Raw genomic sequence first — 13,952 nt, forward strand, 5'->3', positions numbered from 1 at the left:
GATGGCGGAAGACAACGATCCAGAGAGTCAAACAGAAGACCCGACGCAAAAGCGCCTCGACGATGCGCTCGAACGCGGCGACGTCGCCAAGAGCCAGGAGATCAACACCTGGTTCATGATGGCGGGCGGCACGCTCGTGGTTTCGACCTTCTCGGGCTCGGTCGGCAGCGGGCTGCTGACGCCGATGCGCAACTTGCTCGCCAATTCCTGGATGATCAAGACCGACGGCAGGGCTCTGCTCGCGCTGATGCAGCAGATCGAGTTCGCCGTGCTCACGGCGATTGGCGTGCCCCTCTTGATGCTGGTGCTGGCGGCAATTGCCGGCAACATGCTCCAGCACCGTCTGGTGTGGTCGGCCGAATCCCTGAAACCCAAATTCAGCAAGATTTCGCCCGGCGCCGGCTTCAAGCGCATCTTCGGCAAGCAGGCGGCGGCGAACTTCCTGAAAGGCCTCGGCAAGCTGATCGCGCTCAGCGTGGTCATGACCATGATCCTGTGGCCGGAGCGGCATCGCATGGAGGCGATGGTCAAGCTCGATCCGGCCGCGATGCTGGGTGCCACCACCAGCATGACCATCCATCTGCTCGGCGCGGTGGTGGCGGCGCTCGCGATCGTCGCCATCGCCGACTATTTCTTCCAGTACCGTAGCTGGTTCCAGCGGCAGAAGATGTCGCTCCAGGAGATCAAGGAAGAGTTCAAGCAGTCCGAAGGCGATCCGCACATCAAGGGCAAGATCAGGCAACTCCGGCAGCAGCGCGCCAAGAAGCGCATGATGGCGGCGGTTCCCAAGGCCTCCGTGATCATCACCAACCCGACCCACTATTCGGTCGCGCTGTCCTACGAGCGCGGCATGTCGGCGCCGATCTGCGTCGCCAAAGGTGTCGACAACCTCGCCTTCAAGATCCGGGAGATCGCGCGCGAGCACGACATCCCGATCGTCGAGAACGTGCCGCTCGCCCGTGCGCTCTACGCCACCGTCGACATCGACCAGGAAATCCCGACCGAGCACTACCATGCGGTCGCCGAAGTCATCGGCTACGTCATGCGGCTGAAGCGCGGATTCGGCGCCGGGCGGGGATAAAATGCCGGAAAAGTACCGGAAATGGTCGTAATCTGGGAATCAGCGTACCTTTCGCTCCTGCTGCCCTTGCACCTTTGGGTCCGATTCAGGCAGGGAGGACCCCGTGCGCCCCGGAGCGCGTTGATTCTCTGCCGACAGGCTGCGCCAGCTTCGAGATGACTGCTGAGACCGACCACGACCTCACACGCGAGCCCGTTGCGGCGCACGAGCCGTCGCCGCGCTCGGGCAGCATCGCGCTGGTGCTGCTGGTGGCCGCCGGCCTCGTCGCGGTCGCCGTCGGGCTGATGACGCTCGGGCGCGCGCAGGCGCAGCCCTATATCCTCGGCATCCTCGCCGTGCTGGCGATGGTCGGCCTGTTCAACCTGTTCGCCTTCGCCGCCGGCATCATCCGCTTCGCCGACCGTAATCTCGACGATCCCATCATTGCCCGCATCTCCGATCACGCGTTCGACGGGCTCGCGGTCACCGATGCGCGCGGGCATGTGGTCTATTCCAACGCGGCCTATCTGACGCTGACCGGCGCCACCGGCCCGCAGGACGTGCGTCCCGTCGAGCGCGTCTTCATCGGCAATCCCGACGTCTCCGAAGCCGTGTTCCGCCTGCTCAAAGCCGCCCGCGAAGGCAAGCGGCAGCAGGAGGAGGTACGCATCTCCGGCCAGGATGGCAACCAGGGCCGCTGGCTGCGCATGCGGGTGCGCCCGCTCGGCACCGGCAAGCGCGAGGCGAAATATGCGGTGTGGTCGATCGCCGACATCACCCGCGACCGCGAGCGCCAGGAAGACGTGTTCCAGGAGCTCCAGCACGCGATCGAATATCTCGATCACGCGCCTTGCGGCTTCTTCTCGGTCAATCCGGCCGGCGAGCTCGCCTATGTCAACGCGACGCTGGCGAACTGGCTGGACTACGACCTCGCCGAGATCGGCTCGGGTGGATTGAAGCTCACCGACATCGTCTCCGGCGACGGCGCCTCGCTGCTGACCTCGATCGTGGCGGTGCCGGGCGAGGTGAAGACCGAGGTCTTCGACATCGACCTGCGCATGCGCACGGGCAAGACCATGCCGGTGCGGCTCTATCACAAGCTCGCCTTCGGTGCCGACGGCGCGCCGGGGCCGTCGCGCACGCTCGTGATCAGCCGCGCCCGCGACGAGCGCAGCGATCCCGACCGCGCCGCCGAGGTGCGCTTCATGCGCTTCTTCGACCACACGCCAATGGCGATCGCGACCGTGGATCGCGGCGGCAATGTCGTGCGCGCGAATGCGCGCTATGCCAAGCTCGGACAGGCGCTCGGGCTCGACAGCGCCTCCAAGTCGATCTTCCGCGCGGTCAATTCCCGCGACCGGCACCTGTTGATCGCGGCCATCAACCAGGCCGCCGAAGGCCGGGCCGACATCGCGCCGGTCGAAGTGGCGCTGGAAGGGACCAAGGAACGCTGGGGCCAGTTCTTCGTCACCCCGGTCGATGCGGCCGAGAATGAGGCGGAAGCCGCCATCGTGCACATGCTCGAGACCACCGAGCGGCGCGCGCTGGAGAACCAGATCAATCAGTCGCAGAAGATGGAGACGGTCGGCCAGCTCGCCGGCGGCATCGCCCACGACTTCAACAACGTGCTCTCCGCCATCATGATGGCGAACGACTTCCTGCTGAACGCGCACAAGCCGACCGATCCGTCGTTCCAGGACATCATGCAGATCAAGCAGAACGCGACGCGCGCCGCGACGCTGGTGCGGCAGCTGCTGGCGTTCTCGCGTCGGCAGACGCTGCGGCCGCAGGTGCTCGATCTCGGCGATGCCTTGAGCGATCTCACCATGCTGCTGCGCCGGCTGATCGGCGAGAAGGTCAAGCTCGACCTCGTCCACGGCCGCGATCTCTGGCCGGTGAAGGTCGACGTCTCCCAGTTCGAGCAGGTGATCGTCAATCTCGCCGTGAACGCGCGCGACGCCATGCCTGACGGTGGCAAGCTGATCATCCGCACTGCAAACGTCAGCACCGAAGACGCGGGCAAGCTCGCTTACAAGGGCATGCCGGCCGCCGACTATGTCCGGATCGAGGTCGCCGACACCGGCACCGGCATCCCCGCCGACATCCGCGACAAGATCTTCGAGCCGTTCTTCTCGACGAAAGAGGTGGGCAAGGGTACCGGGCTCGGGCTTTCCACCGTCTACGGCATCGTCAAGCAGACCGGCGGTTTCATCTATGTCGATTCCGAACCGGGGCAGGGCACCTCGTTCCATATCTTCCTGCCGCGCCATCATGCCGAGCCGGAGGTGCAGGTCGAGCAGCCCGCAGCTTTGGTCAGCGCGGCCAATGGCGCCGCGAAGGAAGCCGCACCGGCGGCGGAAGCCAAGCCGCGCACCGATCTCACCGGGCAGGGCACCATCCTCTTGGTCGAGGACGAGGAGGGCCTGCGCGCCCTGAACGCGCGTGGCCTGCGCTCGCGCGGCTACACCGTGGTCGAGGCCGAGAACGGCGTCGAGGCCATGGAGGTGCTGGAGGAGGAGAGCGGCGCGATCGATCTCGTCGTCTCCGACGTGGTGATGCCGGAGATGGACGGCCCGACGCTGCTGAAGGCGATGCGGGAGAAGAACCCGGACATCAAGTTCATCTTCGTTTCCGGCTACGCCGAGGATGCGTTCGAGAAGAGTCTCCCCGAGGGCCAGCAATTCGATTTCCTGCCAAAACCGTTCACGCTGAGCCAGCTCGTGGCGGCGGTGAAGGAAACGATGACGAAGGCTGGGTGAGCGTTGTGCCCGAGAGATTGCACTGACGCGCCGCCGTCGTCCTGGCGAAAGCCAGGACCCATACCGCGTGATCTCTCGGTTGCGCACGCTGCCAATCCCGAACGACCAGCCTTCGCCAAATTGCCTCTAGGGGTAATGGGTCCTGGCTTTCGCCAGGACGACATCGGGAGTGTATGCGCGCGACCGCTTCAACACCGTCATTGCGAGCCACCGGGTCCGCGCAAAGCGCGGCCCGATGACAGGCTCTGCGAAGCAATCCAGGCCGTCTCCGCGGAAAGATTCTGGATTGCTTCGTCGCATCAGCGCAAAATTGCTACGCAATTTTGTCGCGAGCTCCTCGCAATGACGTGGTGGGAGAGATGCGCTGGCCATGACGAGGGAAAAAGCGGAAATCCCGTCGCAAAAGCGCCGGTATCCCGCGACCTCGGTTCCCCACCCGGCCAACCCCCGCCAAATGCGGCCAAACCCCCGCCAAATATGGGTTTTTGCCACATCCCCGCGACTGAGGGCCGCAGCAATAGGTTCCGAAACCGGCTTCACTTTTCGGGAAGTCTGCCCATCTTAAGCGCACGTCCCCATGCCGGGGATTTGGAAAACGCACATGACTTTCTCGCAACGCTCCCGCAGTCTCTTCAAGACCATTGCCGTCGTGCTGGCGCTTGCGCTGCCGACCGCACTGGCGATCTCGTCCGCTGACGCCCGCGTCGGCGGCGGCTTCTCGTCGGGTTCGCGCGGCTCGCGCACCTATTCGGCGCCGCCATCGACCACGACTGCGCCGGGCTCCACCTCGCAGTTCAACCGCACCTACACCCAGCCGGGCGCAGGCATGAATTCGGCCGCGACCGCGCCGGCGCGCGGCGGCCTGTTCGGCCGCGGCGGCGGCTTCCTGGGCGGCCTTGCGGCCGGCTTCCTCGGCGCCGGCCTGCTCGGCATGCTGTTCGGCGGCGGCCTGTTCGGCGGCCTTGGCGGACTGTCCTCGATCCTGGGCCTGATCATCCAGATCGCGCTGGTGGTGCTCGTGGTGCGGCTGGCGATGTCCTGGTGGCAGCGCCGCCACACGTCGCAGCCGGCCTATGCCAATGCTAATGCGGGCGCCGGTCAAGGACCGCAGCCGAACTATCGCAGCGGTCTTGGTGGCTTCGGCTTCGGCGCCAACAGCGCGCCGCTCGAGATCAAGCCGGACGACTATGAGGCGTTCGAGCGCCTGCTCGGCGAAATCCAGACCGCCTGGTCGAACGAGGACGTGGCCAAGCTGCACACGCTCGCGACGCCGGAGATGGTCTCCTATTTCGAGCAGGATCTCGCCCAGAACCGCGCGCGCAACGTCGTCAACAAGGTGACCAACGTCAAGCTGTTGCAGGGCGACCTCGCGGAAGCCTGGCGTGAAGGCGAGACCGACTACGCCACGGTGGCGCTGCGCTTCGGGCTCATCGACAAGACGGTCGACCGCAACACCGGCGCAGTCGTGGCCGGTAGCGAGCAGCCGGGCGAGGCGACCGAGATCTGGACGTTTGCCCGCCGGCCGAGCACCGGCTGGGAATTGTCGGCGATCCAGCAGACCAACTGATCGCTCGCGACACGAGGAACCAAGGCGTCGTGCTCCCGCACGGCGCCTTTTTCTTTTGGGCGCCTCTTCTTTTGGGCGCCCCGCATCGGAATAAGCGGGCGTGCGTCGGGTTGAAATCAGGCGGCCAACGACAAGCACAACCGGAGGACAACATGATCCGCACCGAGAGATCCGTGACGATTTCAGGCCTCGCGCTCGCAATGGCCTTGCTTGCCGCGCCATCGGCGCAGGCGCAATCGGCCGACATGACGTTCTTCGTGACGTCCAACGGCCCCGGCAAGGGTGCCGATCTCGGCGGCCTCGAGGGAGCCGACGCGCAATGCCAGAAACTTGCACAAGCCGCAGGCGCCGGCACCAAGACCTGGCGCGCCTATCTCTCGACACAGGCAGCCGACGGCAAGCCGGCGGTCAACGCCCGGGACCGCATCGGCAAGGGACCGTGGCAGAACGCCAAGGGCGCGGTGATCGCCAAGGACGTTGCCGACCTGCACGGCGCGGCCAACAACCTCACCAAGCAGACCGCGCTCAGCGAGAAGGGCGAGGGGATCAATGGTGTTGGCGACCAGCCAAACCGGCATGACGTGCTCACGGGATCGCAACCAGACGGCACCGCTTTTGCCGGTCCGGACGATCGCACCTGCAAGAACTGGACATCGGGCACGCAAGGCGCCGCGATGGTCGGCCATCTCGATCGACGTGGTCTGCGCGACGATGAGCCCTCGAAATCTTGGAACAGCTCTCACCCCTCGCGCGGTCCCGACGGTGGCTGCTCGCAGGCCGATCTGAAGAGCACCGGCGGCGACGGCCTGCTGTATTGTTTCGCGGCGAATTGAGACGCGAGCTGTCTCTTCCGTCATTGCGAGGAGCGTAGCGACAAAATTGCGAAGCAATTTTGCGCTGAAGCGACGAAGCAATCCAGAGTCTGTCCGCGGCGGCAGTCTGGACTGCTTCGCTGCGCTCGCAATGACGGAGTGTTTGGTACCGCCGCTCCGTCTCACTCCGACGGAACTTTCGGCTACGTGTTACATTGGTCCCGTCGCCCGCAACGCTCACGGACTCCTCCCATGAAATACGAGCTCTATTATTGGCCCGAGATCCAGGGCCGCGGCGAATATGTGCGGCTGGCGCTGGAGGAAGCGGGCGCCGCCTACGTCGATGTCGCGCGCGGACCGCGCGGGACAGCTGCGATGATGAAGATGATGGACGCGCATGGGGGCACGCCGCCCTTTGCCCCGCCATTCCTGAAAGCGGGCAAGCTCGTCATCGGCCAGACCGCCAACATCCTGCTCTATCTCGGCGCCCGCCATGGCCTCGCGCCGAAGACCGAAGGCGGCAGGCTCTGGGTGCACCAGCTTCAGCTCACCATCACCGACCTCGTCGTCGAGATCCACGACACCCATCACCCGCTCGGGCCCTCGCTCTACTACGAAGATCAGAAGCCGCCGGCGAAGAAGCGCACCGCCGATTTCTGGAGCGAGCGCGTGCCGAAATATCTCGGCTATTTCGAGCAGCTTCTCACCGAGAGTGGCGGCACCTACGTCACGGGACGCAGACTGACCTATGTCGATCTCTCGCTGTTCCAGATCGTCGCGGGGCTGCGCTATGCGTTCCCCAAGCGCATGAAGGCGTTCGAGCAGATCTCCCGGGCCTCCTCGACCTGCACGACCGCATCGCCGCACGGCCCAACATCAAGGCCTATCTCGACAGCGACCGCCGCATTGCCTTCAACGAGCAGGGCATCTTCCGCCGCTATCGCGAGCTGGATGCTTAGCTGGTGCGGACGGCAGAGTGATCTGCCCTCACCAGAGACCTGGCACCAGGCGGTAGCGCACCCGCGCCGCATAGTCGGCATAGCCCGGCAGGCCCTCGCGCAAGGTGCGCTCCTCGATAGGGATGCGGACCGCGAACAAGGCGATGAAGAGCGGTATCATCGCAAGTCCCCACCACGACCCAAGCAACAACGGTGCGCCGGTGAAGAACAGAACCATGCCGCTGTACATGGGATGCCGGACATAGGCGTAGGGACCGGTCGAGATCACGTGCTGTGCGCGCTCGGCCTGGAGCTTCACCACGGGTGCGGCAAACGAGTTCTCGCGGAAGACCCACATCGTGAACAGTGTCGAGGCCAGGAACAGCCCGAGGCCGAGGATCTGGAACGCAACCGGCATCTCGGAGGATTGAATGCGCCGGTCGAGGCCCATCGCGACCAGCCAGGCCAGCATCGCCACGACAAAGACCGTCATGAACATTTTGTCGGCGGTGGGCTGATCCCGTTGCAGGACCGGCCGCAGACGTTCGGCGAGCAGAGCCGGATCGATCCGGTAGAGCCACCAGCCGCAGAGCGGACCGAGCAGGGCGGAGGTGGCGAGGAGGACCCAGGCCGAAGGCCAGTGCAGCGTTCCGGCGGACGCGAACAGCAACGCGCCCATGCCGACGACGAAGATCGTGTTCTGCAACAGGAGGCGTGCGATCATGCGCAGGGTCCCGGGATGACCGCGCACGACAGTGGTCCTGCTATCCGGCAAAGATGCGGCCGGATGCGCAAAAGGCCCGATCGACCGGATCGGGCGCTTCAGCTTTGGCAAGCCTGATCAGGCGAGCTGATCGATCCGCGTGCCCTGACCCGGCGGCAGCGGCGCGGGCGGCTGCGGCTTATAGGTCGGATCATCGTCGTTGACCTTGGCCTGATCGTCCTGCTGCTTGGTCGTGTCATAGCTCGGAACCACGATCGCGATCGGTGGCGGCGCAACGGTGGAAACCTTCATCCGCAAATCCTCACACATGGAAACAACTGAGCCTGCCCCGCGAGGAGCGAAGTTTCCTTCAAGGCAATCGTTAAAATGCGAGGGAATGGGTGAGGTGGGGCGCGTCCGACGCCATTTCGTGAGACGACGAGACCTCTCCTCGTCATTGCGAGGAGCTCGCGACAAAATTGCGTAGCAATTTTGCGCTGATGCGACGAAGCAATCCAGTCTGTCTCCGCGGAAAGATCCTGGATTGCTTCGCTGCGCTCGCAATGACGGAGTACGTGGCCAGCTGCGTCGCGCCACATGAGCACTGCGTCCGCAGCAAGAGCGGGGGGAGCCCCGCGCCTATTCGTCCTTGCCGCGCGTGATCGCGATGGACGCATCCGCCTTTGTGCGGGTGCATTCCATGTTGAGCCGCCGGTAGCGCATGTTGATCTTGTCGCCGCGCAGGAGACCCATCCGCTTCAGGCAACGTGTCGCGCCCGACGTGGTGTCGTCCTTCGTCACGGTGAAGACGATCGCGGCCATCGACCCCACCAGCGCATAGAACTCGGGCTTGGGCTTGCGATCGCCCTTGGCGTAGAGTTCGATGGAATATTTGTCGCCGCGGCAGCCGACGGACAACTCCTTGGCCGCCGGGTGCGTCAAATAGACGATGTTGGCGGCCCGGAAATTCACCTTGAGCCGCTCGATCTGGTTCGCCAGCTCCTTGGCGCTGTCGTCGCAGCGGTCGGCACGCGCGGAGGAGGTGAGGGCCACAAGGCCGGTGATGGCGGCGGCGACCAGGATCGCGCCGCGGACGTTCGAGTTCAATGTCATGATGAAAAGCCCCTTAGGGCGCGCATTCAAGCGTCGGCGGACGCGAAGCGCAAGGGTGAGCGCGGGCCTTTCCACGTGCTGTGCCAATGCCTTCCCGAGCCCTAGCCACCCTCTCCCATGCGCACCGGTCCCTTTCTTTTCTGCCGGAAATGGGCTTAGAACGCTTCTACGCCGACGGCCCGTGCGAGGCCCCAAAACCCCGAGATCGACCCCATGAACGCTCCCACCGCCTTCCCCGACCAGTCAAAACCCGTTCCGCCCTACAAGCACACTCCGCTGTTCCCGCTGGGCAAGGACGAGACGCCCTACAAGAAGATTTCGTCCGAGGGCGTCAGGGTCGAGAAGGTCCTGGGCAAGGACATGCTGGTGGTGTCGCGCGAGGCGCTGCGGGCGCTGTCGGAGGCGGCTTTCGGCGACATCAATCACTATCTGCGGCCTGGCCATCTGAAGCAGCTCCGCGCGATCCTCGAGGACGGCGAGGCGAGCCCGAACGACAAGTTCGTTGCGCTCGACTTTTTGAAAAACGCCAACATCGCCGCCGGCGGCGTGTTGCCGATGTGCCAGGACACCGGCACTGCGATCATCATGGGCAAGAAGGGCTGCAACGTCATCACCGATGGTGACGACGAGGCGGCGCTGTCGGAGGGCGCGCGCGATGCCTACCTGCGCCGCAATCTGCGCTACTCGCAGGTCGCGCCGCTCTCGATGTACGAGGAGAAGAACACCGCCAACAACATGCCGGCGCAGTGCGAGATCTACGCCGAGGGTGACGACGCCTACAAGTTCATGTTCATGGCGAAGGGCGGCGGCTCCGCCAACAAGAGTTTTCTGTTCCAGGCGACGCCTTCCGTCCTGACCAAGGACCGGCTGCTCGCCTTCCTCAAGGAGAAAATCCTGACGCTCGGCACCGCGGCGTGCCCGCCCTATCACCTCGCCATCGTGATCGGCGGCACCTCGGCCGAGCTGTGCATGAAGACAGTGAAGCTCGCCTCGGCGCGCTATCTCGATGCGCTGCCGACGCACGGCTCGCCCGATGGCAACGCCTTCCGCGACGTCGAGATGGAGAAGGAAATCCACAAGATGACGCAGTCGCTCGGTGTCGGCGCGCAGTTCGGCGGAAAGTATTTCTGCCACGACGTGCGCGTGATCCGGATGCCGCGTCATGGCGCCTCGCTGCCGATCGGGCTTGGCGTGTCCTGCTCCGCCGACCGCCAGGTGCTCGGCAAGATCACGAGGGACGGCATTTATCTCGAGGAGCTCGAGCACAACCCGGCGCAATATCTGCCGCAGGTGGAGCAGTCGCTCGGCGGTGAGGTCGTCAAGATCGATCTCAACCAGCCGATGAAGGACATTCTGGCCACCTTCTCGAAATATCCGATCAAGACCCGGGTCTCGATGACCGGCACCATGATCGTCGCGCGCGATAGCGCCCATGCCAAGCTGCGCGAGCGGCTGGAGAGGGGCGAGCCGCTGCCGGACTATTTCAAGAACCATCCGGTCTATTACGCCGGCCCGGCCAAAACGCCCGACGGCTACGCCTCCGGCGCGTTCGGCCCGACCACGGCGGGTCGCATGGATTCCTTCGTCGACCAGTTTCAGGCCGCCGGCGGCTCGATGGTGATGGTCGCCAAGGGCAACCGCGCGCCGGCCGTGCGCGAGGCCTGCAAGAAGTATGGCGGCTTCTATCTCGGCTCGATCGGCGGCGCTGCGGCGAATCTCGCCGAGCACTGCATCAAGAAGGTCGAGGTGCTCGAATATCCCGAGCTCGGCATGGAAGCGATCTGGCGCATCGAAGTCGTCGACTTCCCGGCGTTCATCATTATCGACGACAAGGGCAATGATTTCTTCAAGGAGTTGAATCTGGGCTAGCTGCTTCATCCGCACTTGCGTGCGGGTGATCGCACCTGTGCTTTACGAAAGATCGTCATGCCCGGGCTTGTCCCGGGCATCCACGTTCTTGGTACGGCGAACAAGATACGGCGAACAAGACGTGGATGGCCGGGACGAGCCCGGCCATGACGATGCGGAAGCTTCAACTACAATTCGTGACCTGGTTGGAGCAGAGCGAACGCCACCAGCCGCGCACACCGTCGTGGCTCTCGACGAGGCCCCAATATCCGCTACAGGCGAGCAGGCGCTTCGGGCCGCCGTCACCGTCAATCGGGCCGCCGAGCTCGCGCTGGGCCGGCATCCATTTGGCGTCGACGAACGGCGCCTGGAACAGCCCGCCCGCGCGCGTGTAACCGTTGGCGAAATTCGCGCCGACCTTGTTGGAGGCGACCCAGCCGCGTCCGGCATAGGGCTTTGGCGCATTGCGCGGATATTTTTTCTCGTCCTCGTAATCTTTGCCTAGCGGCTTCGCGCCTTCGATCAGAAACCAACCATCCTTGAAACCGATGATGCGGAATTCGGTGAGCCAGCCGCCATCGGGCGTGTTCTCGCTGCCGCCAAGCTTTAGTCGGTACGGCGGTGGCAGGGTGCCGAGCACGCGCGCCTTCACCGATGGCTCGGTCCGCACGTTGAGTCCGTTCGGATCCTTGTCGATGGACCAGGCGCCGAGATCGCAGGGCTCGGTGCCCTCGGGCAGGGTTGCGCGCTTGCCCGCCAGCTCCGCGTGGAGCTTTGCATAATCGCCGTCGTCATCGACCGCATCGGCCTCGACGCGCGGTTTCAATTCGGCCGATACCGCGCGCTTCTTGTCTGGCGTCAGCGCGACCACGAGGGTCTGGCGCGCAGCGAACACGCTGGCCGGCGACTTCGGGTCATTCGACGTCGCCGGATAGACGGCGAGGTAACCGGTCGAGGCTTCGGTGCGGTAGGCCGTGCCGGCGACATAACCCGCCGGCACCAGGGCGAGCGCGCTTGCGCGCCACGCCGGTTCGGTGTCGTCCGCGCGCGCTGCTTGTGTCACGACACACAGGATCGTCGCCGCGATGAGACGGAGCAGGCGCACGATTGCTGCCGCGGCCTTACGCCCGCGCGCCCGTGAACGGGAAGCTGCCCATCGGGCCGATGCCCATCTCGCCGCTGATGCTGTCGCCGGAGACGGTGCCGGTGAATTCGAGCGTGAGCGGCATCGGGTTGGTGATCGAGACTTTCCAGGAGACGTTGTCGCCAGAGACAGTGCCGTCGAAAATCTCGGCGGTATTACCTTCGGCGCCTTGCGTGCCCGTGAGCGCGCCGCCCGCGGCCTTCAGGCTCAGCGTCGCCTGGCGCTCGCCCATCGGCGTCGTCATGGTCAGATTCCAGTTGCCGTCAACGGCCATTCCTGTCTCCCAAAATCCCGGCGGGTCGCGACGATCCGCGGCCAGTCCTGGGCGAGCCTATAACCCAACTCGCAGCTCCTGCCTAACGCTGCATTGGAGGCATAGAACATGATCCGGAAAAGTGTGTAGCGGTTTTCCGAAAAGATCATGCTCAAACAACAACCTAAAGCGCGGTCACATCGCGCTTTAGGCGCGGGCAGCAGCGCGCCGGCGACTGGTGACGATGAGGCGCAGAACGACGTACTGCACGGCAAAAGCCAGGATCTTGGCACCGCCTGCGACCACCGTGAGGTATAACGCCCACAGCTTCAGATCGCCGGTCGATGCGACGGCGATCACGCCGACGCCGATCACGAACATCAGCACCGCCCAGGCATAGCCCGCAGCCGTCACATATTCCGGAACGGTCTCGACGACGATCGGCGGCATGTAGCGCAGCATCCAGCCGCGCTTGAGCATGATGAGGCCGATCGCGAAATGCGCGATCGCGGGCTTTGCCAGCATGAAGCGGGGATCATTGGTCAAGAGCGTGATCGCGCCCAGCACGACCACGAGCGCGAGGCTCGCATAGGTCATGTAGTTGAGCTCTCGTCCTTTGACGCGGGCATAGATCACCTGCGCGATTGCACCGGCAATCGCCACCAACGTCGCCAGGACGACGTTGTCGGTGATGAGGTAGATGACCAGGAAGACGATGGCGGAAAGGAAGTCGGAGGCGAGGCGGGCGAATACGCTCTTCATCGTCGATCCTGTTCAGCGCGCGTTGGGCAATGCGCGGGCGGGCGCACCGTACTTGATCTCGCGATACTCGGGATACCACTTTGTGAAGTACATCGCGCTGTTGCGGGCCGCGAAGGCAACCGCAAGGCTCGACCAGAGCGGCAGCCCGGGGACGTAGAGTAGCACGAGATTGGCGGCTGCCATCAACAGCGCGGCTGCGGTCCAGGCGCCGGTTATGACATAATTGGCGCGGAGGAAGCCGGGCATCGCCGCGGTTTCGGCCGGGACCGATTCAAGCGCATATTGCAGCGTGAAGGGACGACGGACCAGCATCGAGCCGAGCGAGATGATGAAGATGCCGAGATCGACCGACAGCTTGACGCCGAGCGTGCCGAGCGCGGGATCGAGCAGCGCGAGATAGAGGCCGATTGCGGCGAACACGATCGCCGAGCCCGTGGCCAGGATCTTCACCGAGCGGCCGCGCATGACGTCGATTGCGACCGTGGCGAGGCAGATTGCAGAGGCCGCAAACACGCTGATCGTGGCGGAGGTCACCAGCATCAGCAACGCGAAGGCGCCGTAGGGCGCGAGGATCAGGAAAATCGCCATGAGCCGCCTCTGTCGGGTCAAATCTTTACAATGTCAAGATAAATAAGCCGGGCGTGATCTCGGGTCAAGCGAAATCTTTACAATGTCAAAATGACATAGGCGACCTCTAAAAGGTGAAGTGCTGCAACGGCTTGGTCGGAGGCTTCGTCAGCCAATTCCGCCCAGGGCAGGCGCGACAGGATCGGCAGTGCGGAGGCGATCAAAAGGCCGATGGTGAGCAAGATGCCGCCGTTGAAGAAGGTAAGGCTGCTTCGCCGCAGCCGGATTGTCTGCAATGTGAATGCGGCGCAGGCCAGGGCGAGGACGGCAAGGCAGTCCGCGGTGATCGAGGGCATGTGCATGTGGTATCTCTTTGGTGACACATCTGCGCTGTCATTCCGGGGCGACGCGAAGCGTCGGAATCCA

Annotated in this window: 13 protein-coding genes and 1 pseudogene; 6 read left to right on the plus strand and 8 right to left on the minus strand. The window is 64.4% G+C overall.

Annotated elements, in window-relative coordinates; genetic code table 11:
- The first annotated feature begins 1 nt into the window (after position 1).
- The 5 genes and pseudogenes from flhB to ACSKB8_RS25040 all read left to right on the plus strand — a co-directional run bounded on the left by flhB (position 2) and on the right by ACSKB8_RS25040 (position 7,157).
- Positions 2–1,081 (plus strand): flagellar biosynthesis protein FlhB, encoded by a 1,080-nt coding sequence (gene flhB, locus ACSKB8_RS25020; RefSeq protein WP_438107089.1) that lies wholly within the window; start codon positions 2–4, stop codon positions 1,079–1,081.
- A 155-nt stretch (positions 1,082–1,236) separates the two neighbouring features.
- Complete coding sequence (gene cckA / locus ACSKB8_RS25025; protein ID WP_438107091.1) at positions 1,237–3,819, plus strand: cell cycle histidine kinase CckA; 2,583 nt, start codon at positions 1,237–1,239, stop codon at positions 3,817–3,819.
- Positions 3,820–4,396: 577 nt separating this feature from the next.
- Positions 4,397–5,386 (plus strand): Tim44 domain-containing protein, encoded by a 990-nt coding sequence (locus ACSKB8_RS25030; protein WP_438107093.1) that lies wholly within the window; start codon positions 4,397–4,399, stop codon positions 5,384–5,386.
- Positions 5,387–5,538: 152 nt separating this feature from the next.
- Positions 5,539–6,219: a lectin gene (locus ACSKB8_RS25035; protein ID WP_438107095.1), complete on the plus strand. Its 681-nt coding sequence runs from the start codon at positions 5,539–5,541 to the stop codon at positions 6,217–6,219.
- Between the two features lie 231 nt (positions 6,220–6,450).
- Positions 6,451–7,157 (plus strand): annotated as a pseudogene (locus tag ACSKB8_RS25040) (glutathione S-transferase).
- A 28-nt stretch (positions 7,158–7,185) separates the two neighbouring features.
- On the opposite strand, the gene ACSKB8_RS25045 reads toward ACSKB8_RS25040, so the two are convergent.
- The 3 genes from ACSKB8_RS25045 to ACSKB8_RS25055 form a co-directional block, all read right to left on the minus strand.
- Entirely contained in the window at positions 7,186–7,860 is a 675-nt protein-coding gene (locus ACSKB8_RS25045) for a methyltransferase family protein (protein ID WP_438107097.1), read from the minus strand.
- Between the two features lie 117 nt (positions 7,861–7,977).
- Positions 7,978–8,151 (minus strand): hypothetical protein, encoded by a 174-nt coding sequence (locus tag ACSKB8_RS25050; RefSeq protein ID WP_164934497.1) that lies wholly within the window; start codon positions 8,149–8,151, stop codon positions 7,978–7,980.
- Between the two features lie 327 nt (positions 8,152–8,478).
- Positions 8,479–8,952, minus strand: coding sequence for a hypothetical protein (locus ACSKB8_RS25055; RefSeq protein WP_438107099.1), 474 nt, complete (start codon positions 8,950–8,952; stop codon positions 8,479–8,481).
- Between the two features lie 213 nt (positions 8,953–9,165).
- On the opposite strand from ACSKB8_RS25055, the gene ACSKB8_RS25060 reads away from it, so the two are divergent.
- Positions 9,166–10,821, plus strand: a complete 1,656-nt coding sequence (locus ACSKB8_RS25060) for a fumarate hydratase (protein WP_128938729.1) — start codon at positions 9,166–9,168, stop codon at positions 10,819–10,821.
- A gap of 163 nt (positions 10,822–10,984) precedes the next feature.
- Here the strand turns inward: ACSKB8_RS25060 and ACSKB8_RS25065 are convergent, their stop codons facing one another.
- From ACSKB8_RS25065 to ACSKB8_RS25085, 5 genes are all read right to left on the minus strand, one after another.
- On the minus strand, positions 10,985–11,905 hold the full coding sequence (locus ACSKB8_RS25065) for an SH3 domain-containing protein (protein WP_438107101.1): 921 nt from the start codon (positions 11,903–11,905) through the stop codon (positions 10,985–10,987).
- A gap of 16 nt (positions 11,906–11,921) precedes the next feature.
- Positions 11,922–12,218 (minus strand): hypothetical protein, encoded by a 297-nt coding sequence (locus ACSKB8_RS25070; RefSeq protein WP_438107103.1) that lies wholly within the window; start codon positions 12,216–12,218, stop codon positions 11,922–11,924.
- 186 nt (positions 12,219–12,404) lie between these two features.
- Entirely contained in the window at positions 12,405–12,959 is a 555-nt protein-coding gene (locus ACSKB8_RS25075; RefSeq protein ID WP_438107104.1) for an inner membrane-spanning protein YciB, read from the minus strand.
- Between the two features lie 12 nt (positions 12,960–12,971).
- On the minus strand, positions 12,972–13,547 hold the full coding sequence (locus tag ACSKB8_RS25080; protein ID WP_438107106.1) for a hypothetical protein: 576 nt from the start codon (positions 13,545–13,547) through the stop codon (positions 12,972–12,974).
- A 77-nt stretch (positions 13,548–13,624) separates the two neighbouring features.
- Complete coding sequence (locus ACSKB8_RS25085; RefSeq protein ID WP_438110667.1) at positions 13,625–13,888, minus strand: hypothetical protein; 264 nt, start codon at positions 13,886–13,888, stop codon at positions 13,625–13,627.
- Positions 13,889–13,952 lie beyond the last annotated feature (64 nt).

This window comes from Bradyrhizobium sp. BR 1432, from assembly GCF_051547705.1.
In the GTDB taxonomy this organism is placed as follows: domain Bacteria; phylum Pseudomonadota; class Alphaproteobacteria; order Rhizobiales; family Xanthobacteraceae; genus Bradyrhizobium; species Bradyrhizobium zhanjiangense.

What these genes read in the sequence shown, in the direction of transcription:
- ACSKB8_RS25045 (WP_438107097.1), bottom strand. Translation starts at nt 7,860, where the DNA reads ATGATCGCACGCCTCCTGTTGCAGAACACGATCTTCGTCGTCGGCATG.
- ACSKB8_RS25030 (WP_438107093.1), top strand. Translation starts at nt 4,397, where the DNA reads ATGCCGGGGATTTGGAAAACGCACATGACTTTCTCGCAACGCTCCCGC.
- ACSKB8_RS25085 (WP_438110667.1), bottom strand. Translation starts at nt 13,888, where the DNA reads ATGCACATGCCCTCGATCACCGCGGACTGCCTTGCCGTCCTCGCCCTG.
- ACSKB8_RS25055 (WP_438107099.1), bottom strand. Translation starts at nt 8,952, where the DNA reads ATGACATTGAACTCGAACGTCCGCGGCGCGATCCTGGTCGCCGCCGCC.
- ACSKB8_RS25080 (WP_438107106.1), bottom strand. Translation starts at nt 13,547, where the DNA reads ATGGCGATTTTCCTGATCCTCGCGCCCTACGGCGCCTTCGCGTTGCTG.
- ACSKB8_RS25050 (WP_164934497.1), bottom strand. Translation starts at nt 8,151, where the DNA reads ATGAAGGTTTCCACCGTTGCGCCGCCACCGATCGCGATCGTGGTTCCG.
- ACSKB8_RS25060 (WP_128938729.1), top strand. Translation starts at nt 9,166, where the DNA reads ATGAACGCTCCCACCGCCTTCCCCGACCAGTCAAAACCCGTTCCGCCC.
- ACSKB8_RS25035 (WP_438107095.1), top strand. Translation starts at nt 5,539, where the DNA reads ATGATCCGCACCGAGAGATCCGTGACGATTTCAGGCCTCGCGCTCGCA.
- cckA (WP_438107091.1), top strand. Translation starts at nt 1,237, where the DNA reads ATGACTGCTGAGACCGACCACGACCTCACACGCGAGCCCGTTGCGGCG.
- ACSKB8_RS25075 (WP_438107104.1), bottom strand. Translation starts at nt 12,959, where the DNA reads ATGAAGAGCGTATTCGCCCGCCTCGCCTCCGACTTCCTTTCCGCCATC.
- ACSKB8_RS25070 (WP_438107103.1), bottom strand. Translation starts at nt 12,218, where the DNA reads ATGGCCGTTGACGGCAACTGGAATCTGACCATGACGACGCCGATGGGC.
- flhB (WP_438107089.1), top strand. Translation starts at nt 2, where the DNA reads ATGGCGGAAGACAACGATCCAGAGAGTCAAACAGAAGACCCGACGCAA.